This is a genomic window from Clostridium omnivorum, assembly GCF_026012015.1.
GTDB classification, from domain to species: domain Bacteria; phylum Bacillota; class Clostridia; order Clostridiales; family Clostridiaceae; genus Clostridium_AX; species Clostridium_AX omnivorum.
Genome location: NZ_BRXR01000001.1, coordinates 2,013,960 through 2,038,535 on the forward strand (window position 1 = coordinate 2,013,960; position 24,576 = coordinate 2,038,535).

Here is a 24,576-nt window from a genome sequence, read left to right on the forward strand (position 1 = left end):
TTGAATTGCATATTTACCTATATTCATTTATCAATTGATAATTAATGTTCATATATAAATCGCTAAAATTGTTGAAAAATAGTGCTTTTCTTTTTATATAAAAGTGTGTTATATTATTAGTTGATAAAAAAATGAAGGAGATCTTAATATGGGTAAACATCAAGCGGCTTTATTGTCTATTTTTTCAAATTCTATACTCATTATATTTAAATTAATAGCCGGTATATTCATGGGTTCTATCAGTGTTATTTCTGAGGCCCTCCATTCTGGTATAGATTTATTAGCAAGCATTATAGCCTTTTTCTCAATCAGAGAAGCTTCGAAGGTTCCTGATGATGAACATCCCTTTGGCCACGGAAAATATGAAAACGTATCAGGTTTTGTTGAAGCGATTTTAATCTTTTTAGCAGCTATATTAATTATTTTCGAAGCTGTAAAAAAGATATTACATGGAGCTACTATTGAAAATACAGGTGCAGGTATTTTAGTAATGCTTGTTGCCACCTTAGCAAATTTTATTATATCAATGCTTCTTTTAAAAATAGCAAAGAAGACCGATTCAATAGCTCTTGAGGCAGACGGAATGCACCTTTTAACAGATGTTTTTACTTCCATGGGAGTACTTGTAGGTTTAGTTTTAGTTAGATTTACAGGATTAAAAATAATAGATCCAATAGCTGCTTTACTTGTAGCTATTCTAATAATAAAGACTTCAATAGACATGACTAAAAAGTCCATTGTTGACTTAGTAGATAGCAAACTTCCCGAGGAAGAAGTTAATAGAATAGTAGATATAATAAGCACTTATCCTCAAGTAAAAACCTATCACAAATTAAGAACTAGAAAAAGCGGACAAAGAAGAGAAGTTGATATTCATCTTAAGTTAGACGACTCCACCTCACTAACCGAGGCACACAGTCTCTGCAATGCTGTTGAACAAGATATCAAAGCTCTTTTCCCTGAATGCTATGTGCTCATACATATTGAGCCCTATAACAATTTAAACTATTCAGAAGTATAAAAAAACGGCACTAAGTGCCGTTTTTTTAATGTGTTCCTAATATTCCAAGTTCTCTACATTTCCTTTCTACCCTCATAAATATCCAATTTCCAATAATACAAAAGCCAAACATTGCAATTATTATAATTAAAAACTCATTTTTTAGTGGTAACAAGGAAGTTTGATTTATTAATATAGCTCTGCTGCTATCATAAATATAGGTAAGCGGAATTGCCATTGATATAAAGAAGAACCCTCTTGGCATTACTTTTACCGGAAAATACCCCCCCGAAAAAGCTGATATTAGAGAATTTGCTATATCTATTATTCCATTAGCTTCTTTAGCCAAAAGTACTAAAGCTCCTATAGCCATTCCAAGTCCCAGCATTCCTATTATTCCTGGTATAAGAAAGGCTATAGCCATAAGCATTCCATTAGTTATCCTAAAGCCAAAGGCAAAGTAACATACAACTCCGGTTAGAATTATTTCGAAGGTAGTGGCACAAAATTGAAATAAGCTTTTACTTATCATAAGTACTATCCTATTTACTGGAGCACTCCAATTTGACTCCAATACCCCCTGTCTCATCTCTTCCTTCATAGAAAACCCCATTACCCAGAACACTGTAGAAATATAAGAAGATATCATATATCCTATAACTAAAAAGCTCATGTAGTCTGAGTTGCCAGAATATTTTTCAAAGCCAATTAGTCTCCCTCCGTTGGAGAAGCTTTTACTCATAAAGTAAAAAGGAGTAAGCCATATCAAAGGATCAAACAGTGTCATTATAAAATTCACAGGATATCTAAAATATATTTTCATGCTTATTTTAAATCTTGCCCTAAAAACCCTTAAAATATTTTTTATATTCATAGCCACTCCCCCTAAAACCTTTCTAGCGACCCAGATTCTTTTACTTTGTTTTCTATAAGAATAAACGCTAGCCTGCCTAGTATCAAATAAATAACCCCTTCAATAATGCACATCAATATGTTGTTTGATGCTTCATATAGGCTTTCACCATTGACCATAATTTGTCTTGTTGCTTCAATTCCAAAAGTAAATGGAAGTCCTTTTGCTAAAACATTCATCCAGTGAGGCATTATACTTACAGGAAATGTTATGCCGCAGAGTATCATCATTAATCCTCTAGCCAAATTAACAGCAGCATTTGCTTCCTTAGCCCATAATATTAAGCTTGCAAACACTGAACCAAATCCATAAACCCCTGGCAGCATTATAATGAACATAAGCAGCCATAATGCAGCATTACCAGTAAAATGTACTCCATAAATAAACCTGTATTCTATTACAGATATTACCGTTATAATAATTGATTGAAAAATGCATATCATACCGCTGCCGATAAGCAAATCAAATTTATTTATTGGACACAGCCAATTAGACTCTAGTGTTCCCCTCATCTGTTCATCTCTAAGACTAGTACTAAAACTCCACATTGTAGTATTCACCCACATCCACGCCATAGTTCCCACAACTATAAAACCCACAAAGCTATTACTGCTTGTAATGTTCTCAAACCCTTTAAGTCCCGATCCATCAGGACCCACCATGCTTAAAGCACTTAAAATATACATTAGCGGAAAGATTAGCGGCCATATAATTAGCTGTATAATCCAGGTTGGGTATCTTACTAATTGGACAAATTCTTTCTTTGCAACAGCATATATTGCTCTTACTCTTCTCATGCTTTCACCTACTCTCTTAAGCTCTTTCCTGTTAGATGAATAAAAACATCCTCAAGTGAAGGTTCCAGCACATTAATATTTAAAATTTGGGACTTATTTTTAGATATGATGTCAATTATCTTTTGAATTATGGTGTCTCCATTGGTGTGATGTATTGTAAGTGTATAATTTCTCTTTTCAGAATCATAATCGCTTTTTACCTTTTCTATTTTTGGTATATCCTTTAATTCATTTATTAGTTTATCTTCAGCCTTATTTACCTCTATTTTTATGCATTTTACTTCATTTAAACTCTTCTTTAAGTTTTCTGGAGTATCTAGAGCTATGACCTTTCCCCCATCTACTATTGCAATCCTATCACATAAGAAGTCCGCTTCTTCCATATAGTGAGTAGTTAAAAGCACAGTTCGCCCTTCTCTCTTTATGTCTAGAATTATTTCCCTTAAGTTGAGAGCTGACTGTGGGTCTAAGCCTAAGGTTGGCTCATCCAGCAAAACTACAGGAGCATTAGGTATTAGCGCTTTACCTAATGCCACCTTTTGCTTCATTCCAGTAGAAAACTTTTCTACTAATACATCTGCTTTATCGGATAACTCAAGCCTATTAATTATATCCTCAGCCCGTTTCTTTCCTTCTTTTTTACTGCAGCCGTATAGAGATGCAAAGTACTCTAAGTTTTCTCTTGCAGTAAGTTTCCAGTACACGCTTCTATCCCCTGCCAGTACTGTTCCTATATTTGAGAGAGCTTCCATTGGTTTTTTATCTACATCTTTGCCCATTACTGTTATTTTTCCGCTGGTTGGTCTCAAAAGTCCCGTAATCATCTTAATTGTAGTAGTTTTTCCTGCCCCATTAGGACCTAGAAGCCCAAATATTTCACCCTTAAATATATCAAAACTTATACCATCAACAGCTTTGAATTCTTTCTTTTCTATAGTCCTTAAAAGTTTTTTCTTTCTAGTAATGAAAGACTTTCTAATATCTTTAACCTCTACTGCCTTTTCCAATTCCCATACCCCCAAAAGTGTTAATTACAATCTAACTTGGTTATTTACCTTTCCGTCACCTTCAATATTCAAGTTCTCTTTGTATTCAACTGTCTCTATTACACAGCCCTTTCCTACAACTACCCTATTACCCCTTACTATCTTAGCATTAGTATATTCTATATATATGTCATCGCCTTCAATAACATCAGTATTTAAACATCCGCAATGCCCCAAGAATAATGCTTTAAAAACCTTATTTAGAGCAAATAACCCATCATTTGATTCTCTTACCTTTATAGTTTCTCCGCCTATCTCTTTAGCAGTACATTTTCCTCCAACTCTTATATCGATATTTCCAGCATTAAGAAGTCCACCAATATTAAAACCACCCCTTGCACTAAAGGACTCTGACTCACAGTCACCTTTAACAGATATACTTCCTGATATTTCTACGCTATCCGCATTTACATTTCCATTTATATTAGAAGAGCCTGATACTCTTAACTCTCTAGCTTTTAAGTCCTTCTCAACATGAGCCGAACCAGATACCCCAAAGATCTTTACATTTACATTTCCATCAATATTTGATGATCCACTTACTTTAACTTCACCGCCAACTATATCTCCAACAACCTTTGATGATCCACTTGTTTTAAAATCTTCACACTTTAAGTTTCCTTCTAATCTACCTGATCCGCTTATATGAAATTCATTGCAGTCCACATCTCCATTTATTTTTCCAGATCCACTTATCTTTACCTCATCATATAATCCTCCGCCAGCTGAACCTGAACCAGATATCTTTAAATTTTGTCTTTGAATATTTTCCATAATATAACCCTCCTATTTTATACCTCTTAAATATTTTTTTAATTTGACTTATATCTTTAGCTTTAATTCTTCGATTGCTTTTCCTACATTAATGTTAATGACTAGCTTTGCTGCATCTTCTATGACTAACTCATAAGGATATAAAGTAATAATACATATAGAAATACCAAACTTCCTAAATAGAATTATTTCACAATCTCTAGCTTCGAATTTTTTATAGTTCTTTTCTATTGTATTTAAAATATTTTTACCTTCCTCTAGACTTACTTCTCCTGAACTCAAACAACTTTCCAAAAGACTTATGTATAAAATCTTTTCAAAAGAAAATACCTTTGTTTCACCATGAATACCTTCATAAATTTCTAGAGCCATTTGCGAAACAATGTTCCTCAATTTTAACTCATCTTTGCTTAGAAGCACATCAGCTAGTTGCGGAGAGAACATATCTGCAATATCATCTAAGGACAGGTCATCCTTCATATTTTTAATTTTATCTATTCTCTCTAGAATTTTATTTTTAGGAAAAAAAGTTTCCTGACCTGTAAATGTAGATTTTCTTATAAACCAATCATCAGGTATAAGGCTTTTCCTCTTCCATCTATATAACTGTCCATAAGATATATTCGCATAATCTAGTAAATCTTTTTTTGATATTAGCTCTTCATCCATACCTTACCCTCCTTCAGTTTTCTATAATAGGCAATTATAAATTATTGCATCTTTTGTATCTCACAGTATAAGTGTAACATAACACTGTTACGCTGTAAATATGTTTGTAAAAACTTTTATCCACAACTATGTGCATAACTATTCAGATATTGTGCATAAAAACAAGTATATGTTCTTAACTTACACTTTAAATTACTTATCCACAATCATTTTATTTATATTTATCCACAAAAAAATACCCACCGCAAGGTGAGTATTAATTAAAAAATAAAAAAGGTCCTGAAAATCAGAACCTTTGTTTATTACTATTCTGTAGTGAATGGTAATAGAGCTATGTTTCTTGCTCTCTTTATTGCATCTGTAAGCTCTCTTTGGTGTTTAGCGCAGTTACCAGAAATTCTTCTTGGAAGTATCTTTCCTCTTTCAGTAACATACTTTCTTAGTTTACTTACATCTTTATAATCTATAACAGCAGATTTATCAGCGCAAAATGCACAAACTTTTTTCTTAGTTCTTCTCATTTTTCCGCCGCCTCTTCTAGCTCCATCTTTTCTATCTTCTCTTCTATCCATGCTTATTCCCTCCTTACCTATTAGAATGGTATATCTCCATCATCAACTGGAGTCATATCGTCTCCAAAGATGTTATCATCCATAGATGATGGAAAATTGGCATTGTTTCCTGCAGCAGGTCTATTTCCTCCATTCATATTTCCCCATTCAAGGAATTGAACTTCTTCAGCAACTACTTCAGTAACGTACCTTTTGCTCCCGTCTTTTGCATCATAAGACCTAGTTTGAATTCTACCACTAACTGCAACAAGCTTTCCCTTGCCAACATAGTTAGCAGTATTTTCAGCTGGCTTACCCCAAACTACAACTGGAATAAAATCAGCTTCCCTTTGGCCTTCTTTAGAAAACTTTCTATCAACAGCCAAAGTAAAGGTGGCAACAGCAGTTCCGGTTCCTGGAGTAAACTTCAGTTCAGGATCCTTAGTTAATCTACCAATTAAAACTACTTTATTCACTTAAAACACCACCTATTTTTCTTCTTTAACTATAATGTGTCTTATAACACTATCAGAGATTCTGAACATTCTGTCTAGTTCTTTAGGTAATTCAGATTCAGCATTAAAGTTGATTAGTGTGTAGTATCCTTCATTAACCTTTGATATCTCGTAGGCAAGTTTTCTTCTGCCCCAGTTATCAACGTTCTCAACTACTCCACCACCATTTTCAATTACACCTTTAAACTTTTCAACGTTAGCCTTAACAGCTTCTTCGTCTAATGATGGGTGTAATATGAATATAGTTTCATACTTTCTCATTAGATTCACCTCCTCCCTTTGGACTATGGCTGTGATTTTCACAGCAGGGACTTACATCAAATTATTTTACTACATTTTAAATAATAAATCAAGTTTTTTTATTCTTCTGTAGGTATATTTTGTTTTACAATCTTTTTTATATCTTTTTCAAACTTACTTCTTTCAAGCATAACTATTCTTCCGCATCCACAGCATTTAATCTTTATATCTGCACCAAGTCTTACAATTTCCCAGTCCTTACTGCCGCAAGGATGCACTTTTTTCATTTCAACAATATCTCCAAGATATAATACTCTAGGCACTATTATTCCTCCTTTAATATTTTTGTCATTTGATACGGTATTCGAATTTTTTCTTTATTAAGTGCTTTTCTTATTTCTTTTCTAAGATCCATCTCACAATCCCATTGAGTCATTGGCTTTGCCTTTCCTACGACCCTTAATGTTATGCTATTTTCTTTTAGAGAAGATACTCCAGCAACCTTTGGTCCTTCTACCATATTTTCATTATTATCTTTGAACTTTTCACATACACCATTAAGTATTTCACTCACTTTATCTATATCCTCTTCATAAGGGATTTCCACCTCTACTAATACCCTTATATCCCCTCTTGAGTGATTTGTAACCTTTGTTATAAGTCCATTTGGTATTATATGAAGGTCTCCATTAAAATCCTTAATTTTTGTTACTCTAAGCTCTATACTTTCTACAATACCAGCTTTATCATCAATATTTATATAATCCCCAACTGCATATTGATCTTCAAACAAAATAAAAATTCCATTTATAATATCCTTAACAAGACTCTGTGCACCAAAACCTATTGCAACACCACCAATTCCTGCAAAGGTTAAACTTATAGCTCCAAAAATCTGAGTTAGTATACCAACTATTCCAAAGAAGTATACTGTATACCTAAGCATACTCTTTAAAAGAGCTTCTAAGGTTTTGCTTCTCTTCTCATTCAAGGTAAACTTCAAATTACTTTGTCTTTGTCCTTTCATAAACTTATGTATTATGCTGCTTCCCACTTTAACAAATAAATACATTAGAATAATTATTCCAGCAATTCTTATAAGCTTTGTTATGGCATAGGTGATTTGCTCTGTAGTTAGATTAAAGCTGCCTATACTTATTCCACCTTTGCTTGCATCAACATTTAGTGTAAAAAAATTTCCCATCCTATATTGTACCCTCCTGTATTCCTCCATAATGTGCTGCCTAACCATGTCAATTGCCATGGACTTTGTATTACATATAAGAGATTATCAATCCTTCATTCTCCAGTATTCCTCATTAAAATAGGCATGAAGCATTACAGTATAGCTATAATGTTACATGCCTCAAGAAACAGCTGATTTTACTATTTACTTCTATAAAACAATTAGATTCTTATAGTTCTACAGCCTTAAACTCTGAACCTTCCTTTAAATATACTACCTTTATTTTTATGCTCTCATCTTTTATTAGCTTTGCTACCGTAGGTAAATCAGCCTTATCGAACTTAAGGCTAATACCACAGCTCTTAGTAATATATGTTGGTGTAGGCATAACTATATTTTTAATGCTGTTTTGTTTTAAAATTGTCTCTGCATTCATTGCACTATGTGTATTTTCAAAAGTTATTAAATAATAATTGTCCATATTTTTATTGAATTCACTTCCCAGTTATAATTTTATTGTATTAGTAGCAGAGTTCATCGTCTCTACTATTGTATACATATTTGTAATTTCACCTATTGCTAATTTATCTTTTATTTCATAAAAGTCAAGACAGGTTCCACAAGAAAGTATATTAACGCCTCTTTCCTTTAGCTTATTGATACTTTGTAAAGAATCTGAACCTTCAACAGTAAGCTTAACTCCTGAATTTAGAAATAATATATCTGTTGGCAGCTTATTACTTTCGGATAATGCATATAAATAACTCTTCATAAGCATAGCCCCTAGCTTATCGTCACCTGAACCTAATTTATCTGATGAAACTAATATTACAAGATTGTTATTATCTAGCTCCATAACTTCACAGCCGCTGGACTTAGTAATGTTTATATAATATAACCCATCTCTTTCCTCTACACTATTTTCAAATCCATTGCTTTGAGAAAACTTAACAATGTTATTTTTAGCTACTTCATTGTCAACTATAACTTGGGCCTCTCCACTTTCTATAGAATCAAAGTATTTCTTTGTGTTTATAACTGGTTGAGGGCACTTTAATCCCTTGCAATCTAATAAATGACTCATATTATTTATCCTCCCATAATATAATATTAACTTGAATAGAGCTTAACTATTAATATACAATTATTATAGTATAGTTTATAATAGTAATATCCAATTTTTATAAATTAGATATTATAATATTAAATTTATAGCTCTAGATTCACATTAATATTATAACAGATTATTCTTTAATGAGGTTATAGGAATGCTAGAATTAATAAATATTTTAAAAGCTATTATATTTGGTTTTGCAACTGGTTTGGTAATATCTGTGCCACTTGGTCCAGCTGGAATTGAATCAGTAAAAAGAACTATTTCAATGGGCTATAGGGTGGGTTTTGTGGTATCACTGGGTGCTATAAGTGCTGATTTGGCTTATTTATTATTAATTAATGCAGGTCTTTCCAACTTGCTTGCAGCTAATAAAAGAACTGAAGCACTATTTTGGATTGTAGCTGGTATAATACTCACAATTATTGGATATGTTTCATATAAGAATAAAAAAGGTCATAAAAATTCTGCCCTTAACTTTTTTAAAAATGGTTCCTTAGGCTCTATGCCTTTTTTAACTGGTTTTTTAATTACTTTTACAAATCCAATGACTCCATCGCTTTGGCTAACTTTAAGCGGTACTGTTATCAGAGCTTGGTACTATGTTGATCTTTTTTCCTACTATGCCTTTATTTTTTCAATTTTAGTAGGTATGATTGCTTGGTTTGCACTGCTTAATTATTTTGCACTTAAAGGAAAACAAATACTTAAGCCTTCTTCAAATAAAGTTTCTTTTTTATTTGAGTACATAAATTTGATTATAGGTATCGGTTTTATTATATTTGGATTATTTAGACTTGTTATTTAACTAATAAGAATTTGGAGGTTACAAATGAAAGTTTATTTAGATAATGCTGCTACAACATACCCAAAGCCAAAACAAGTATACTCAGCTGTTATGAACTATATGACTAATATAGGAGCAAGCCCTGGCCGTGGAGGCTATAGTAATGCTTTAGAGGGCAATAGAGTAGTATTTAGGGGTAGAGAAAGCCTCATGAACTTTTTTAACTTTGACAAGCTTGAAAATGTTATTTTTACACCTAATATTACAGCTTCTTTAAATACACTAATAAAAAGTGTTGTGAAAAATGGTTGGCATGTAATTACTACATCAATGGAACATAATTCAGTGCTTAGACCTCTATCAACTTTACAAAAGACAAAAGGAATAGAACTTGATATTATCCCTTGTTCACCAGATGGCCTATTAGATGTGGAATTATTTAAGTCCAAAATTAAGTCAAACACCAGGCTTGTTGTAATGTCTCATGCTTCAAATGTTATTGGAACAATTCAACCACTTGAAAAAATTGGCGAAATTTGTAGAAAGCATAATATATACTTTATTATTGATACTGCTCAGACTGCAGGTGTTCTCCCTCTGGATTTCCATAAATTGGGTTGTAGTGCACTTGCCTTTACTGGCCATAAGAGTCTTTTAGCTCCTCCAGGTATTGGTGGTTTTTTAATTGACGATAAATTAAATGAGGAAGCAGAGGCTTTTATTGAAGGTGGTACCGGCAGTCTTTCTGAAAGTATTATACAACCAGATTTTTTGCCAGATAAGTTTGAGAGCGGTACAATGAATACACCTGCAATAGCCGGACTTATAGAAGGAATTAATTTCATTAATAATGAAGGTCTAGATTCTATTAGAGAGCATGAAGAATTTTTGTGCCAAAGCTTTATTGATTCACTTCTAAATATGAACGGTGTAGAACTTTATGGACTTAAAGATTCTAAGCAAAGAACGGCTACAGTTGCTTTGAATTTTGAACAAATAGATAATTCAGAATTAAGCTTTTTACTGGATTCTGAATATGGAATAATGACTAGACCTGGTTTACATTGCGCACCGCTAGCTCATCAAACTATTGGTACTTTCCCAAAGGGTGCTATAAGATTTAGCTTTGGTGCATTCAACGATATTAAAGATATAAATTATGCTATAGACAGCTTAAATAGGATTTTAAAAAGGATGTGATGTTATTGGATAACCTTTTAGAAAAACTGAATAAGCTTGCAGTTTTTTTTATAGCCTATACTATTATATTTTTAGTTTTCTTTAAAACATTGGGGTATACACTTCCCTTTGTTTTAGCTTTTTTATTTGCTCTGCTGCTTCATAAACCAACAAAGTATTTAATTGAAAAGTTTAAGTTTAGTAATTCTATTGCCTCACTACTTACTACATTTTTGTTTTTTTCTATAATTATTTCATTGCTATCTTGGGGAATTACATCATTAACTTCTGAAGCAATTCAGCTTGGTAAGAACACTCAATCTTACATAGTGCAAAATACTGATAATATTTCAAATTTCTTTGATAGAGCACAAAATTATTACAAAAATTTAGATCCAACAATTTTGAGTGCAATAGAATCAAATTTATCATCAACAGCTTCAAAAGCTTCAAAAACTGCTGTTGATATAACTACAAAGATGGTTTCTGGCACAGTTAGTTTTTTAGGATACATTCCTTATATTTTAATGTTAGTTTTATGTACCCTTTTGGCAACTTACTTTTTCACCAAAGATTTTACTAGTGCAAAAGATAAATTTTTAGATGTTATACCATCACATAAGTCTGATAAGCTGTTTTATGTTTTTAATGAATCAAAAAAAATGCTTGGTAATTACATGCTGTCATATATGCTTATTATTTCATTAACTTTTTTAGAAACCTTAATTGGCTTTGTTTTGCTGGATGTTAAATATGCCGTTATTCTTAGTATTCTATCAGCTATATTTGATATATTGCCTGTACTTGGAATAGGAACTATATACCTTCCACTAGCCTTAATTTATTTTCTGTCAAAAAATTATTTTGTTGCTATTTGGGTAGTCGTTTTGTATGTAGTAGTAACTATAGTTAGACAAATAGTTGAGCCAAAAATAGTTTCATCTTCCTTGGGAATTCATCCAGTACCCATACTTGCTGCAATCTTTATAGGATTAAAAGCAAATGGTGTTAGCGGTATGTTCTTCTGTATTTTTTTAGTTGTTTCCTACACCACTCTAAAAAAAGTAAATGTACTTTAATTTTTTGGCAATATATGTATAAATAACCTCCCGTTTGGATAAACTTCAAATAGGGAGGTTTTACTTATGTTAGATAAAGCAGTTATAGATTCTAGAGAGGCTGGATCTATTATTCAGCTAAGAGATATTCTTAGTAATGAATTATATCCAGTAATTAAAGATAAAAGACCTATAGTCATTCTTTGTATTGGAACAGATAGATCCACAGGCGATAGCTTAGGACCATTAGTTGGAGATAAGCTTAAATTTTTAGTGAGAGATAGGATAAGCCTATACGGTAATCTAGAATATCCTGTTCACGCTAAAAACTTATGTGACGTAATTAAGGAAATTAATCTTCAATATTCCAATCCTTACATAGTAGCAGTTGATGCATGTTTAGGAAGTTTACAAAACATAGGTAAGATCTTTGTTGAGAGCAAACCCCTTTCTCCAGGAGCTGCTATGAATAAAGATTTGCCTCAGGTAGGAGACTTAAGCATAACTGGAATAGTAAACATATCTGGAGCATTAGAATTTATGGTTCTGCAAAATACAAGACTTCATACAGTAATGATGCTTGCTGATGTTATATCTAAAGGTATCTATCACTGTGTCTTAAAAACAATTGGTGGTAAAAGAACGGAGTATAGCAAACATCAACTAGAAAACGTTGATATTTAGCATTTAGAATAGTGAACTGTATACCCTATTGTTTATTATATACTCAATTTCCTCTATGTTCTTACTTCCACAGTCAATTATAAGAGTTCCTTCTCTTCTAAAGCTGCCTTGTGGATTTAATTCTATAAGGCCACCATTTTTAAGATTGCATATAATTACGTCGCAAGGGGTATTATTGTTACTTACAACGTTATATCCTCTATTAATTAATTCACTTTTAATACTTTGTAATTCTTCAGATACACATATTATCATAAAAAAAACCTCCTTTGAGGGTACTATTCCCAAAAGGAAGTTTTTTTATTCCATTCTTTATTATTTGTTCATTGCTGTCTTTAATACTTCTTCTTCTTCTTCTGATAAATCATATCTTGAAATACCTTGGTCAATTGGTTTTGCATAAGTAGTACTTTCATTTCTTCCGTAGATACCAGTTATAATTGCACCACTATTTTCATCGTTTAATAGAGCTATTGAGAAGCTTAAATCACTTCCTACGTCTTCAAACGCTCTATATCTTACTATTGATACCTTCTGAATACATTCTTTAATTCTGTTATCCATACTGTCATAAACTTCTCTTAACTTATTTGAATCTTCTTTTACTTCATCAACTTTATCTAGATATTGAATTATAAGTTCTTCAATGTTTTTATTATTAACTCCTCTCATCAACCTTCTATACTTCTTTTCTAGTTTGTTGGTTGATTGTAGAAGTACTATAACTAAAATTAATAATATTACTACTAATAATGCAAGTCCTAGGGTTAAATATATTTGCAAACCTGAAATAGTATTTAATAAATTCTCCAACTTTCCCGACTCCTCTCTGCTGATGTTTCACGTGAAACAATTTTAGGATGAATTATATTGCTAACTATAAGCTTAGAATATCAAGTATTCTTTGCAAATCCTCTTCAGAATAATACTCAATTTCTATTTTTCCTTTGTTCTTTTTGTTAGTTAATGATACCCTTGTTCCAAAGTACACTTCTAATCTTTCTTTAATATCCTTATGATAAATATTTTCTTTTTCTTCAATTTTTTCTTTGCTTGGCTTTGATAGATCTCTAATTAGCTTTTCTACTTCTCTTACAGATAAACTTTCATCTATAATTGTTTGAGCTATCTTATATTGCAAATCATGATTTTCAATAGCTAGCAATGCTCTCCCATGACCTTCTGTAATAACTCCATCAATCAAGTATTCTTTAACCCTATCATCAAGATTTAGCAATCTCATGCAATTAGTAACAGCTGTTCTAGATTTACCTATTCTCTTAGATAATTCTTCCTGGGTTAAATTGAAATCTTCAATTAATTTTTTAAAAGCAACAGCTTCTTCAATAGGATTTAAGTCTTCTCTTTGAATATTCTCTATTAAAGAAACTTCCAAAACTGCTTTATCGCTTAAATCCATAATTACAGCAGGAATTTCTTTTAAATTTATACTTTTAGCAGCTCTCCATCTTCTTTCACCTGCTATTATAGTGTATGTATTACCATCCTTCTTTAAAACCACAGGTTGAATAACTCCGTGTTCTTTTATGGATTCAGCCAGCTGCATTATTTTTTCTTTATCAAAGTTTTTTCTTGGTTGATCTTCATTAGCTTTAATAAGGTTAATATCAATAGCAGCAATAGAATTATTCTCTTCTATTGTTTCCTCTTCAGGTATTAATGCTCCAAGTCCTTTTCCTAATCCATACTTTTTATTCACCCTTTGCCCACTCCTTTTGTCTACTTAAAAACTCCTTAGATAGTTTCTCATAGGCCTCTGCACCTTTACATTTATCATCATATAACATAATTGGAAGTCCAAAGCTTGGTGATTCTGCAAGTCTAATATTTCTTGGTATAGTTGTTTCATACACTTTATCTTTAAAATATTTTTTAACTTCTGAAACTACATCATTTGACAAATTAGTCCTTCCATCGTACATACTCATTATTACACCTTCAATTTCAAGTTCCTTGTTTAAGGATCTCTTTACTAACTGAATTGTATTAACTAGTTGACTTACCCCCTCCAATGCATAGAACTCACATTGTATTGGAATAAGAACCGTTTCACAAGCTGTAAGAGCATTAATAGTTAAGAATCCTAATGAAGGTGGACAATCGATAAAAATGAAATCAAAATCACTTTCTAGTTCTTTAATTTTATCTTTTAGTATAGTTTCTCTTTTGGATTTATTAATTAATTCAACCTCAGCTCCTGCCAACTCCATTGTTGATGGAACTATATAAAAGTTATCAACTAAGTCACACTTTTTAATTACTTCTTCTATCTTTACATCACTAGTAATCACATCGTATATCGATGCTTGCAGCTTCTTTTTATCAAAACCCAAACCACTCGTTGTATTACCTTGTGGATCCATATCTATAGCTAAAACTTTATAACCTTCCATGGCAAGATATGAACATAAATTTATATTTGTAGTTGTTTTACCAACTCCACCTTTTTGATTAAATACACATATAATTTTCAAAATTTCACCCCCTCAAGTAAAAAACGTCATATAACTATTATATATTTTAATTAGCAATAATTAAAGCATAAAAATCATAAAACCTGCTAGAAAATGCTTCTAAATAAAAAAATCCTAAGTATTTTACATACTTAGGACCTATGTTTCACGTGAAACAATTATTTTTTAGGGATTGTTACTGTAATTTGAATACTATCATCCAAATCCCTAGATGAATACTGTGCTTGAATACCATATTTATCAAATACCTGTTTTACAGTATTTATATATACTCTAGGAGCAAATATTCCTTTAATTCTCTTTTTGCCATCAGCAGCAACTTCTTGCTGACTAAGCTTTAACAATTCCTTATCAATAAGCTCTTCCGTCTTCTTTACATTTAAACCTCTAGCTACTACTATTTTTAATATCTTTAATTGAAGCTCATCACTAGGAAGTTTTAAAAGAGCTCTTGCATGTCTCTCTGTTAATTTATTTTCTAAAAGTATTAATCTTATTTCAGAACCCAACTTTAAAAGTCTTAGTTTATTAGCTATAGTCGATTGTTTTTTACCTATAATCTCAGCCAATTGCTCTTGTGTATATGAATGATCTTTTATTAAATTATAATAAGCTTCAGCTTCCTCTAAAAAATTCAAATCTTCTCTTTGCAAATTTTCAAGCAAAGCAATTGCAGCAGAATCTTTATCATTTATATCAATTATTATTGCAGGAACTTCCAAAAGTCCAGCCTTTTTTGCTGCTCTAAGTCTTCTTTCCCCAGCTACTAATTCGTATCTATCTCCAGTCATTTTCCTTACACTTAAAGGTTGAATAATTCCAAATGCCTTAATAGACTGAGCTAATTCATCAATAGTTTCATCATTAAAGTGCTTTCTTGGCTGGTAAACATTTGGTGAAATAAAATCAGTAGGTATATAACAAATATCATTTTGCATAGTAATCCTCATCCCTCTTGCATTTCCTATTTTTAACAATTCGTTAAAATTTCCTTATATTAACAATTTCTCTATATAGCTCTAAATTCCTTCTTTTTGTTCAATAATTCGTATGACAAATTGCTACATATATTAGCTATAAGAAAACTTAACAATACTAGTTTACTAAAAAAGAATATAAACTGCAAAGGTATTTTTCTTATATTCTTTTTTATTTTATTGGTTTCTTAGCTGCTGTTCCAGCCTTTCTTGGATAAACCTTTGGAGTCGCTTTTACTTTTTTCACTATAACCAAATTATGTTTTAAATCTGTATCCTCTATATCAACTTCAATAATATTTTCTATAGAACCTCCTAATATTTCAACAGCTTTTTTCCCCTCATTTATTTCCTCATCTACAGAAGGACCTTTCATTGCAACAAAATATCCTCCATTTTTAACAAAAGGAATGCATAATTCACTTAAAACAGACATATTCGCCACAGCTCGAGAAATTGCGACATCAAAATTCTCCCTATAATTATTTTCCCTAGCAAAATCTTCAGCTCTTCCGTGTATTGCTTTTATTCCTATTAACCCTAACCTATTTATTACCTCATTTAAAAAATTAACCCTCTTATTTAAAGAATCAAGTAATACCACTTCAAGATCTGGTCTCATTATTTTTAGTGGTATTCCAGGGAATCCAGCCCCTGTACCTATATCAATTAAATTCCTACAATTGTTAAGAGGTTCGAATCTGTAGGATTTTATAGAATCAATAAAATGCTTTTTTATAATTTCTTCATCCTCTGTTATAGCTGTAAGATTAACTTTTTCGTTCCATTCCTTAATCATATCTTTATAAATAATAAATTTATCATATTTATCTCTTTCAAAAGTGAGCCCTTCCTTATGGCAGGCAATATTCATCAAATTATAAAAGTCCATTTAACCCTCTCCTGTTTTATAAAGTAGTATAGAAGTAACAAAGTCACTTCCATACAAATAATATATTACTCTTCTTCCTGAGCTGTCTTAAATTTATACTTTTGCTCTAAATATATTAGTAGAACAGAAATATCAGCTGGTGAAACACCGGAAATTCTAGAAGCCTGCCCTATACTTATAGGCCTTATTTGATTTAATTTCAATTTGGCTTCGATTCTAAGGCCATTAACATCATCATATTGGATATCTTGAGGAATCATTTTCTTTTCAAACTTCTTAAATTGCTCTACTTGTTCCATCTGTTTTTGAATATAGCCTTCATATTTAGACATAATATTGACCTGTTCTTGGATATCCCTTCTAAGTTCTGGTCTCTCTGTATCTAAAGGTGCTACCATATAGTAATCTAATTCTGGTCTCTTAATTAGTTCATAAAGGCTTGTTGGCTTTTTAAGTTCAGCAGAATTTAAAGTAAATAAAAATTCATTTACCTCTCTCTTATTAGTTATTTGTAAGCTTTTAATTCTTTGGAGTTCATTATCAATAGCTTGTTTTCTTTCTAAAAAGCTTCTATATCTTTCTTCAGACACAAGACCCACTCTATACCCCATTTCTGTAAGTCTAAGATCTGCATTATCCTGCCTTAAAAGCAATCTATATTCAGACCTAGAAGTCATCATTCTATAAGGTTCAAGTGTCCCCTTTGTAACTAAATCATCTATTAAAACTCCAATATAAGCATCACTTCTACTTAAGATTAATGGTTCCTCCCCTTTTATCTTAAGTGCTGCATTTATACCTGCCACAATCCCTTGCGCTGCAGCTTCTTCATATCCCGAACTACCATTCATCTGTCCACAGCTAAACAAACCATTAATACTTTTAAGTTCAAGGGTAGGGTTTAATTGTGTTGGATCAAGACAATCGTATTCTATTGCATAGCCCGTTCTCATTATCCGAACATTTTCAAGTCCTGGTATAGTCTTTAGCATCTTTTCCTGCACATCCTCAGGAAGAGATGTAGACATTCCCTGTACATACATTTCTTCAGTATCTTCTCCCTCAGGCTCAACAAATACCTGATGTGCCAATTTATCTGGGAACCTCATTACTTTATCTTCTATGGAAGGACAATATCTAGGACCAACGCCTTCTATACTTCCGTTATACATTGGTGAACGGTTTATATTTTCTCTAATAACTCTATGAGTCTCCTCATTAGTATAAGTTAAATAACAAGACATCTGCTCTCTTTCTATATCCCTACTCATAAATGAAAATGGAACAATTTCATCATCTCCAGGCTGCTCTACCATCTTAGAAAAATCCACTGTTCTTCTGCTAACTCTAACTGGAGTTCCTGTCTTAAATCTTCTTAGTGAAAGCCCTTCGTCATGGAGGCTTTCAGATAACTCATTGGCTGGAAAAAGTCCATTAGGGCCGCTGCTGTAGCTTACATCACCAATAATTACCCTTCCCTTGAGATAAGTACCTGTAGCTAAAACAACTGCTTTGGCTGGAAAGTAAGCACCATTTTTAGTAAGTACTCCTTTAACTTTACCATCTTCAATATCTATATTAATTGCCTCAAGCTGTCTCAAATATAGTCCAGGCTGCATTTCAATAATATGCTTCATTCTAGCTTGATATTTCTTTTTATCAGCTTGAGCTCTTAATGAATGTACTGCTGGTCCCTTTGATGTATTTAACATTCTAGATTGAACATAACTATGATCAATATTAATTCCCATCTCTCCACCAAGGGCATCAATTTCTCTCACAAGATGTCCTTTTGAGGTACCACCGATATTAGGATTACATGGCATTAGTGCTACACTATCTAAATTTATAGATAAAAGCAATGTCTTGCATCCCATTCTTGCTGCAGCAAGTCCTGCCTCGCATCCAGCATGGCCTGCTCCTATAACAACTATATCAAATTCTTCTGCTATATATTTCATAAATACACCTACTTTCCAATACAAAATTCAGAGAAGATTTTATCTATTATATCTTCCTCAAGTGTTTCTCCAGTTATCTCCCCTAAACTTGACCAAGCATTTCTTACATCTATTGACGCCAGGTCTATAGCAAAGCCTGTTTCTAAAGTTCTTAGTGCAGCTTTGCAACTTTCCTCTGCTCTTATAAGTGCTTCTTTATGCCTTGTATTTGTTATCATTATGTCTTTTGATTTTACCTCACCGGAGAAAAATAATTCTTTTATACTAGTTTTCAATTTTTCTAGCCCTTCTCCAGTTCGAGCAGAGATATCAAGTACAAAATGAGGATTTAGTTCCTTAATATCCTCTCTATTAAGCTTATTATCTAAGTCACTTTTATTTAAAAGAACAATATACTTTCTGTCCTTAATATAATCAATAATTTCCTTATCTTCATCATCAAGTTCTCTACTTGCATCAAGCATAAGAATAATTAAATCAGCCTCATTAATCTTTTCCTTAGAACGTTCCACTCCTATTTTCTCTATAACATCCTCTGTTTCTCTTATTCCTGCAGTATCTATAATCTTAACAGGAACTCCCGCAATATTAATAAATTCTTCAATGACATCTCTAGTAGTTCCTGGTATGTCCGTAACTATAGCTCTTTTTTCCATTACTAGAGCATTTAGAAGAGATGATTTACCAACATTAGGCTTACCAACTATAACAGTATCTAATCCTTCTCTTAATATCTTCCCTTCACTAGCAGTATTAAGTAAAGCTTGGAAACTACCTATTAAAGTTTTAAGCTGAGAAATGGTTATTATTGAAGTTGTCTCTTCCAAATCTTCTTCAGGAAAATCAACAGTAGCTTCTATATGTGCAATTACACCTAAAAGCTTATTTCTAAGTTCTTTTATTTCCCTGGAAAGTCTTCCTTCAGATTGAGCTAATGCAGACTTCATACTTAATTCAGTTTTCGCCCTAATTATATCTATAACTGCTTCCGCTTGACTTAAATCAAGTCTTCCATTTAAAAAGGCTCTTTTAGTAAATTCACCTGGTTCGGCAGTTCTTGCACCAGCTTTTATAACTTCTTCAAGAACTCTGTTAGTAGCCAAAATACCACCATGACAATTAATTTCAACAGTGTCCTCTGCTGTAAAGCTTCTAGGGCCCTTCATAAAACTAACAATTACTTCATCAATAACTTCCTTAGATTCTCTGTCTATAATATGCCCGTATCTCATTGAGTAAGTTTTTATATCTCTAATACTTCTGTTGTTTTTGCCCACAAAAATGCTATCTACTATGTCTAATACTTTATTTCCTGATATCCTTATAATAGCAATTCCACTTTCACCCATACTGGTAGCAACTGCTGCAATAGTATCAAATTCTTTCATCATTTAACCTCTTTTGCGTATCTATTGTTTTATTTAAAAATATTATATCCTAAAAATTAAAAATGTTATATGCAAAAATTAAAAAAGAAAGCCCTTAGGCTTTCTTCAAATCTACAACTACTCTTCTATATGGTTCATCACCTTCGCTGTATGTCTCCACATAAGGATTTTCCTGTAGTGCAGAATGTATTATCCTTCTTTCATAAGGGTTCATAGGCTCTAATTTTATAAGCTTACCAGTTCTTCTAACTGTACTAGCCATCTTATCTGCAAGTCTCTTTAAAGTCTCTTCTCTCTTTTGTCTATAATTTTCAGTATCAAGTACTACTCTTCTATAGGCATAATTATTATCCTTATTCACAACAAGGCTAACCAAGTATTGAAGAGAATCTAAAGTCTCCCCCCTGTATCCAATTAAAATACCCATATCTGGACCAGTAAGGTTAATCTTAACTGCATCATTTTCTTCCTTTATTTTTATCTCAGCCTTCACATTCATAGAGTTTAGTACATCTCTTAAGAAGTTCTTTGCTTCATAAATAGAATCTCTTTTTACTGTTACTTTTATTCTAGCAGGTCTTGCTCCAATAAGCTTAAATAGTCCTTTACTTCCCTCATCAATAACCTCTACACTAACCTTATCTTCAGTAACTTTAAGCTCGTTAAGTGCACTTTTTAGAGCTTCTTCAACTGTCTTCCCCGTAATTTCAATTGTCTTCATACCCTACGACACCCACCTTCATAAATCTAATAAACCTTTATAAAAAAGTTTTCTAAGCTTTATTAACTTCAGTTCTTTCTCTATCTAGCCATTTTAAAAACTTTGTTTGACCTATTTGAATTAAGTTATTCATAACCCAATATAGTACAAGCGCAGATTTAAAGTTCCAGCTCATAAATCCCATAAAAATAGCCATTCCGATATTCATAGTACTAGTCTGCTTAGCTTGAGCGCTATCAGCATTAGCTGGAGCCATCATTAGCGATGATAAGTAAGTTGTTAAACCTGATAATATAGGTAATATCTTTAAAGCATCTGGTGAATATAAATCTTTAATCCATAGGAAAGAAACACCCTTTATAGCAGTTAAATTATTAAATACATAAAATAGTGCCCAAAGTATAGGAAGCTGTATTAACATAGGTAAACAGCCGCTCATAGGATTTGCTCCCTTTTCTTTGTAAAGCTTCATAATTTCAGCTTGTGCCTTTTGAGGATCATTTTTATATTTATCTTGTATCTTCTTAATTTCAGGTTGAACTGCTTGCATCGCAACCTGAGATCTAGTTTGTTTTATATTTAATGGTAAAAGTATTACTCTAATTATAATAGTGAAAAGTATTATAGCCAAACCATATGAATAGTTCGGATTAGTTATAAACGTACTTACACCACTATGAATGAACTGAAAAAATTGTCCTAGCGTGTTATTTAAGAATTGCAAGTTCGAAAACCTCCTAAAGTTTATTTAACCGGGTCATAGCCGCCTTTACTAAAAGGATTGCATCTTAAAATTCTCTTAACTGCCATGAGGCCTCCTTTTAAAGCACCATACTTATCAATAGCCTCTATAGCATATTCTGAACATGTTGGATGAAACCTGCATCCTACATTGCCATCAGAACTCATTGGAGAGAAAATATATATGTATCTTTTAAGCGGCGATAAAAATTTTCTATAAAATTTAATTAGTAGAATCAGAAACTTTTTCATTTTCATATAAACCTGCCTTTTTGAACAGATTCTTTAGAGCGCTTTCTATCTCAGTATAACTTTTATCTTTTGCAGCATTACGAGCAATGAAAACAAAGTCATACCCTGTCTTAAGACCTTCTCTATTAAGTCTATAGCTCTCACTAATCAATCTCTTAACTCTACTTCTAATTACACTTTTTCCAACTTTCTTGCTTACAGAAATTCCAACTCTATTTAAATTTAAACTTTTATTTTGATAGTTTTTATAAACATACAAAACCAAAAGCTGATTAGAAAAAGACTTTCCTCTTTTATATACCGCTCTGAACTCGATATTTTTCCTAATCTTTTCTTCCTTCATCAAAGTTCTTTTCTCCTTTTTTTCCTGCAATTGCAGAAAAAGGCCACTAAAGCGGCCTTATGCTGTCAATCTTTTTCTACCTTTTTGTCTTCTTCTTGCAAGAACTTTTCTTCCATTAGCAGTAGACATTCTTTTTCTGAAACCATGCTCTTTCTTTCTTTGCTTCTTTTTTGGTTGGTATGTCATGAACATTGTGCTACACCCCCTTTATTTTTTTCATGTATAGCAATTTACTTACTATCTATTATATCTCGTGAAACGAATTTTTAGGCAACACAAAATAAACGTCATTTAAAGTTTCACTATTAAATTATATATATACATTGAAATTATGTCAAGGTAGCCTTTATTGTTGATATTTTTTATATTTCTACACATTTTTTGTGGATAACTTCTTGAATAGCTACCAATGTTTTGTTATTATTAAAAAAGAAATGTGTATAATTTTTTTAAATTAAAGTTATCCACACCTGTTAATAACTTTGTGGATAACCTGTTTAATATGTTATAATATAATGGTTACTAGCTTATATTTTTTACTAATTATGCGGTTTTATTCACGGTGAATAATGTTAATATATATTTTTGTGTTCTTGTTAATAATTATAAGCACACTATTTCTATTAACATTATTATTGACATGTGAATATTTTTTTCAACATATGTCAACAAATTAAAATATGTTTATAATTTTGTTGATATGCTGTGGATTATATATTTTTCATTATAAAAATTATTTTTTGGATTTAGACTGGAGGATAAAATATGGATGGCGGACTCAAAGAACTATGGGAAAAAACCTTAAATATAATGAAGGGTGAACTTACTGAAGTCAGCTTTAATACTTGGATAAAAAGTGCTGTACCAGTTTCTTTAACCGACAATACAATTAAACTTAGCGTACCAAACAATTTTACAAAGGAAATATTAGAAACTAGGTATAAGGATCTAATAATTAATGCAATAAATATTATATCTTCAAAAAAATATAATATAGATTTCAGTATAATGACTGAAGAAACCATAGACATTGAAGATCCTAAATTAAAAAAGGACTCTAAAAATACTGTAGTTGTAAGTGATGAGATGTCTGCTACCTTAAATCCAAAGTACACTTTTGATTCTTTCGTTATAGGAAATAGTAATAGATTCGCACATGCCGCATCACTAGCAGTAGCTGAATCTCCAGCTAGAGCTTACAATCCTCTATTTATATATGGGGGAGTTGGACTAGGTAAAACACACTTAATGCACGCAATTGGCCACTATATTCTACAGAATAATCCAAAATCAAAAGTAGTTTATGTCTCCTCAGAAAAATTTACAAACGAACTTATAAACTCAATTAGAGACGATAAGAATGAAGATTTTAGAAATAAGTATAGAAATGTAGATGTACTTTTAATAGATGATGTTCAATTCATAGCAGGTAAAGAACGTACTCAAGAAGAGTTTTTCCATACTTTTAATGCCCTGCATGAAGCTGATAAGCAAATCATACTTTCAAGCGATAGGCCACCAAAAGAAATACCTACATTAGAAGATAGGTTAAGGTCACGTTTTGAATGGGGCTTAATAGCAGATATTCAACCACCTGATTTTGAAACTAGAATTGCTATTTTAAAGAAGAAAGCAGATGTAGAAAAATTAAATATATCTAATGATGTAATGGTATATATAGCAACGAAAATTAAATCGAACATAAGAGAACTAGAAGGAGCACTTATAAGAATAGTAGCTTACTCTTCTCTTACAAACAGGGAAATAAGCGTTGACCTAGCATCAGAGGCTCTAAAAGACATAATATCTAATAAACAAACTAAACAAATTACTATTGATTTAATTCAAGATGTAGTTTGCAGCTATTATAATATGCGAATAGAAGAATTGAAATCTCAGAGAAGAACAAGAAATGTGGCTTATCCTCGTCAGATTGCAATGTATCTCTGTAGAAAGCTCACCGATACATCTCTTCCAAAGATAGGAGAAGAGTTTGGAGGTAGAGATCATACTACTGTTATCCATGCATATGAAAAAATATCTGAGAGCATAAAACATGATGAAGCTCTTCAGGAAGCCATAAATGAAATAACAAAACGTATAAATCAAAAGTAATTAACATGTGTTATTAATATAAATATAATTCCTTGTGGATAAAATAACTCAAAAAATACTGACATAACAATGTGGATAAGTATTAGAAGTTTAGCAAACCTTATCCACAATTATTTTTGTCCAACTTTTCAACATTTTAAATAGCTAGGAGTAGTTATCCACATAATCACAGCCCCTA

31 protein-coding genes are annotated in these 24,576 nt (G+C 31.9%); 6 read left to right on the forward strand and 25 right to left on the reverse strand.

Annotated features, from left to right (window positions below):
- The first annotated feature begins 148 nt into the window (after positions 1–148).
- Complete coding sequence (locus bsdE14_RS09550; protein ID WP_264849704.1) at positions 149–1,021, forward strand: cation diffusion facilitator family transporter; 873 nt, start codon at positions 149–151, stop codon at positions 1,019–1,021.
- A gap of 25 nt (positions 1,022–1,046) precedes the next feature.
- On the opposite strand, the gene bsdE14_RS09555 is transcribed toward bsdE14_RS09550, so the two are convergent.
- The 12 genes from bsdE14_RS09555 to yedF all read right to left on the reverse strand — a co-directional run bounded on the left by bsdE14_RS09555 (position 1,047) and on the right by yedF (position 8,775).
- Positions 1,047–1,874 (reverse strand): ABC transporter permease, encoded by an 828-nt coding sequence (locus bsdE14_RS09555; protein WP_264849705.1) that lies wholly within the window; start codon positions 1,872–1,874, stop codon positions 1,047–1,049.
- 11 nt (positions 1,875–1,885) lie between these two features.
- Entirely contained in the window at positions 1,886–2,710 is an 825-nt protein-coding gene (locus tag bsdE14_RS09560; protein WP_264849706.1) for an ABC transporter permease, read from the reverse strand.
- Between the two features lie 8 nt (positions 2,711–2,718).
- A complete protein-coding gene (locus bsdE14_RS09565) occupies positions 2,719–3,717 on the reverse strand; it encodes an ABC transporter ATP-binding protein (protein ID WP_264849708.1) in 999 nt (332 codons plus the stop codon).
- Positions 3,718–3,741: 24 nt separating this feature from the next.
- Positions 3,742–4,530, reverse strand: a complete 789-nt coding sequence (locus bsdE14_RS09570; RefSeq protein WP_264849709.1) for a polymer-forming cytoskeletal protein — start codon at positions 4,528–4,530, stop codon at positions 3,742–3,744.
- A 48-nt stretch (positions 4,531–4,578) separates the two neighbouring features.
- Positions 4,579–5,199 carry a YhbD family protein gene (locus bsdE14_RS09575; protein WP_264849710.1) on the reverse strand — a complete coding sequence of 207 codons (621 nt, stop codon included), beginning with the start codon at positions 5,197–5,199 and terminating at the stop codon, positions 4,579–4,581.
- A 305-nt stretch (positions 5,200–5,504) separates the two neighbouring features.
- Complete coding sequence (rpsR, locus tag bsdE14_RS09580) at positions 5,505–5,771, reverse strand: 30S ribosomal protein S18 (protein WP_264849711.1); 267 nt, start codon at positions 5,769–5,771, stop codon at positions 5,505–5,507.
- Between the two features lie 20 nt (positions 5,772–5,791).
- Positions 5,792–6,226: a single-stranded DNA-binding protein gene (locus bsdE14_RS09585; RefSeq protein ID WP_264849712.1), complete on the reverse strand. Its 435-nt coding sequence runs from the start codon at positions 6,224–6,226 to the stop codon at positions 5,792–5,794.
- 12 nt (positions 6,227–6,238) lie between these two features.
- Positions 6,239–6,526, reverse strand: coding sequence for a 30S ribosomal protein S6 (gene rpsF / locus bsdE14_RS09590; RefSeq protein WP_264849713.1), 288 nt, complete (start codon positions 6,524–6,526; stop codon positions 6,239–6,241).
- 98 nt (positions 6,527–6,624) lie between these two features.
- Positions 6,625–6,828 (reverse strand): DUF951 domain-containing protein, encoded by a 204-nt coding sequence (locus bsdE14_RS09595; RefSeq protein WP_264849714.1) that lies wholly within the window; start codon positions 6,826–6,828, stop codon positions 6,625–6,627.
- A 2-nt stretch (positions 6,829–6,830) separates the two neighbouring features.
- Positions 6,831–7,709, reverse strand: coding sequence for a mechanosensitive ion channel family protein (locus bsdE14_RS09600; protein ID WP_264849715.1), 879 nt, complete (start codon positions 7,707–7,709; stop codon positions 6,831–6,833).
- 211 nt (positions 7,710–7,920) lie between these two features.
- Positions 7,921–8,172: a putative Se/S carrier protein gene (locus bsdE14_RS09605; protein WP_264849716.1), complete on the reverse strand. Its 252-nt coding sequence runs from the start codon at positions 8,170–8,172 to the stop codon at positions 7,921–7,923.
- A gap of 24 nt (positions 8,173–8,196) precedes the next feature.
- A complete protein-coding gene (yedF, locus tag bsdE14_RS09610) occupies positions 8,197–8,775 on the reverse strand; it encodes a sulfurtransferase-like selenium metabolism protein YedF (RefSeq protein ID WP_264849717.1) in 579 nt (192 codons plus the stop codon).
- A gap of 184 nt (positions 8,776–8,959) precedes the next feature.
- Between yedF and bsdE14_RS09615 the strand changes: the two genes are divergently transcribed.
- The 4 genes from bsdE14_RS09615 to yyaC all read left to right on the forward strand — a co-directional run bounded on the left by bsdE14_RS09615 (position 8,960) and on the right by yyaC (position 12,513).
- Positions 8,960–9,613, forward strand: coding sequence for a LysE family translocator (locus bsdE14_RS09615; RefSeq protein WP_264849718.1), 654 nt, complete (start codon positions 8,960–8,962; stop codon positions 9,611–9,613).
- 24 nt (positions 9,614–9,637) lie between these two features.
- The gene (locus bsdE14_RS09620) at positions 9,638–10,792 is read left to right on the forward strand and encodes an aminotransferase class V-fold PLP-dependent enzyme (protein ID WP_264849719.1); all 1,155 of its coding nucleotides are present in this window, start codon (positions 9,638–9,640) and stop codon (positions 10,790–10,792) included.
- Positions 10,793–10,797: 5 nt separating this feature from the next.
- Positions 10,798–11,850, forward strand: a complete 1,053-nt coding sequence (ytvI, locus tag bsdE14_RS09625) for a sporulation integral membrane protein YtvI (RefSeq protein WP_264849720.1) — start codon at positions 10,798–10,800, stop codon at positions 11,848–11,850.
- A 66-nt stretch (positions 11,851–11,916) separates the two neighbouring features.
- Positions 11,917–12,513, forward strand: coding sequence for a spore protease YyaC (gene yyaC / locus bsdE14_RS09630; protein WP_264849721.1), 597 nt, complete (start codon positions 11,917–11,919; stop codon positions 12,511–12,513).
- A gap of 3 nt (positions 12,514–12,516) precedes the next feature.
- Here yyaC and bsdE14_RS09635 read toward each other — a convergent pair whose 3' ends face one another.
- The 13 genes from bsdE14_RS09635 to rpmH form a co-directional block, all read right to left on the reverse strand.
- Positions 12,517–12,768 (reverse strand): YkuS family protein, encoded by a 252-nt coding sequence (locus tag bsdE14_RS09635; RefSeq protein ID WP_264849722.1) that lies wholly within the window; start codon positions 12,766–12,768, stop codon positions 12,517–12,519.
- Between the two features lie 60 nt (positions 12,769–12,828).
- Positions 12,829–13,326, reverse strand: a complete 498-nt coding sequence (locus tag bsdE14_RS09640; RefSeq protein ID WP_264849723.1) for a DUF4446 family protein — start codon at positions 13,324–13,326, stop codon at positions 12,829–12,831.
- 64 nt (positions 13,327–13,390) lie between these two features.
- On the reverse strand, positions 13,391–14,233 hold the full coding sequence (locus bsdE14_RS09645; protein ID WP_264849724.1) for a ParB/RepB/Spo0J family partition protein: 843 nt from the start codon (positions 14,231–14,233) through the stop codon (positions 13,391–13,393).
- Positions 14,226–15,008, reverse strand: a complete 783-nt coding sequence (locus bsdE14_RS09650; RefSeq protein ID WP_309298117.1) for a ParA family protein — start codon at positions 15,006–15,008, stop codon at positions 14,226–14,228. Before bsdE14_RS09650 ends, bsdE14_RS09645 begins: the two co-directional genes overlap by 8 nt.
- A gap of 158 nt (positions 15,009–15,166) precedes the next feature.
- Positions 15,167–15,946: a nucleoid occlusion protein gene (gene noc / locus bsdE14_RS09655; protein WP_264849725.1), complete on the reverse strand. Its 780-nt coding sequence runs from the start codon at positions 15,944–15,946 to the stop codon at positions 15,167–15,169.
- A gap of 211 nt (positions 15,947–16,157) precedes the next feature.
- Positions 16,158–16,877 (reverse strand): 16S rRNA (guanine(527)-N(7))-methyltransferase RsmG, encoded by a 720-nt coding sequence (gene rsmG / locus bsdE14_RS09660; RefSeq protein WP_264849726.1) that lies wholly within the window; start codon positions 16,875–16,877, stop codon positions 16,158–16,160.
- 65 nt (positions 16,878–16,942) lie between these two features.
- Positions 16,943–18,838, reverse strand: a complete 1,896-nt coding sequence (gene mnmG / locus bsdE14_RS09665; protein ID WP_264849727.1) for a tRNA uridine-5-carboxymethylaminomethyl(34) synthesis enzyme MnmG — start codon at positions 18,836–18,838, stop codon at positions 16,943–16,945.
- An 8-nt stretch (positions 18,839–18,846) separates the two neighbouring features.
- A complete protein-coding gene (gene mnmE / locus bsdE14_RS09670; protein WP_264849728.1) occupies positions 18,847–20,226 on the reverse strand; it encodes a tRNA uridine-5-carboxymethylaminomethyl(34) synthesis GTPase MnmE in 1,380 nt (459 codons plus the stop codon).
- A gap of 94 nt (positions 20,227–20,320) precedes the next feature.
- Positions 20,321–20,947, reverse strand: coding sequence for an RNA-binding cell elongation regulator Jag/EloR (gene jag, locus bsdE14_RS09675; RefSeq protein ID WP_264849729.1), 627 nt, complete (start codon positions 20,945–20,947; stop codon positions 20,321–20,323).
- A 52-nt stretch (positions 20,948–20,999) separates the two neighbouring features.
- The gene (locus bsdE14_RS09680) at positions 21,000–21,671 is read right to left on the reverse strand and encodes a membrane protein insertase YidC (protein ID WP_264849730.1); all 672 of its coding nucleotides are present in this window, start codon (positions 21,669–21,671) and stop codon (positions 21,000–21,002) included.
- A 20-nt stretch (positions 21,672–21,691) separates the two neighbouring features.
- Positions 21,692–21,940, reverse strand: coding sequence for a membrane protein insertion efficiency factor YidD (gene yidD, locus bsdE14_RS09685; protein ID WP_264849731.1), 249 nt, complete (start codon positions 21,938–21,940; stop codon positions 21,692–21,694).
- Complete coding sequence (gene rnpA, locus bsdE14_RS09690) at positions 21,912–22,283, reverse strand: ribonuclease P protein component (protein ID WP_264852254.1); 372 nt, start codon at positions 22,281–22,283, stop codon at positions 21,912–21,914. The genes yidD and rnpA overlap by 29 nt, the downstream gene beginning before the upstream one ends.
- A gap of 57 nt (positions 22,284–22,340) precedes the next feature.
- On the reverse strand, positions 22,341–22,475 hold the full coding sequence (gene rpmH / locus bsdE14_RS09695; protein WP_264849732.1) for a 50S ribosomal protein L34: 135 nt from the start codon (positions 22,473–22,475) through the stop codon (positions 22,341–22,343).
- 573 nt (positions 22,476–23,048) lie between these two features.
- Here rpmH and dnaA point away from each other — a divergent pair.
- On the forward strand, positions 23,049–24,398 hold the full coding sequence (dnaA, locus tag bsdE14_RS09700) for a chromosomal replication initiator protein DnaA (RefSeq protein ID WP_264849733.1): 1,350 nt from the start codon (positions 23,049–23,051) through the stop codon (positions 24,396–24,398).
- Positions 24,399–24,576: the final 178 nt, after the last annotated feature.